Origin of the sequence: Nocardioides sp. (genome assembly GCF_024509035.1) — a bacterium.
GTDB lineage: Bacteria > Actinomycetota > Actinomycetes > Propionibacteriales > Nocardioidaceae > Nocardioides.
In genome coordinates this window covers 1-656 of record NZ_JANINT010000412.1, presented here as the reverse complement: position 1 = coordinate 656, position 656 = coordinate 1, and the positions used below count along the sequence as shown (strand labels likewise).

At 71.0% G+C, this 656-nt stretch carries 1 protein-coding gene; it reads right to left on the bottom strand.

Annotation, left to right across the window (positions count from 1 at the left end):
* On the bottom strand, positions 1-599 hold a 599-nt coding region (locus Q0L15_RS22625; RefSeq protein WP_296607114.1), incomplete at its 3' end, for an ABC transporter permease.
* Between the last annotated feature and the right edge of the window lie 57 nt (positions 600-656).

The following is a 656-nucleotide window of genomic DNA, read 5'->3' as shown; positions in this document are numbered from 1 at the left end:
ACCGCGTCGCTGTGTGTGTGCGCGGCGACGTAGTCGGCGTTGGCGACGATGAAGCTGTCCTTCGGCGCGGTCGGGAACTCGTTGACGATGCCGACGTAGTGGAAGGGCACCGTGACGTACCGGTGGGTCCGTGCGTCCTGGACCCGCAACCGGACCAGGTCGCCGGGGCTGAGCTGGAAGTCGTTGACGGTCTCGGCGCTGACCAGGATCCCGTCCGGCCGGGCCTGCAGCCCGGCGAGCGCCTGCGTCGCGGTCGCCTGCTGGAAGTAGGAGTCCTGCAGGTGCGTCGCCCGGGTGATCCCGGTCGCGTCGATGCCGTACACGTCCTGGAGGTCGTTGCCGACGTAGGCGAAGCGGTGCAGCATCGGTTCGACCGACCGGACGCCCGCGACCTGACCCAGTCGATCCGCGTAGGACGGCGGCACGTCGGCGCCGACGGGTTCGGTGACCGTGACGTCGGCGCCGTTGGTGAGCTGCGCGTCGACCTCGGCCTGTTGCCGGTACGTCGAGTTGAAGGTGGCGGTCGAGCACGCGTAGGCGATGGCGAGGGCGAGGAGCACGGTGGAGCGCGCGATGACCCGGCGGCGTCTGCGCAGCATGGAGGCGCCGGTGGGCGCGAGCGCACCCAGGGAGGGACGCGCCGCAGCCGTGACCAG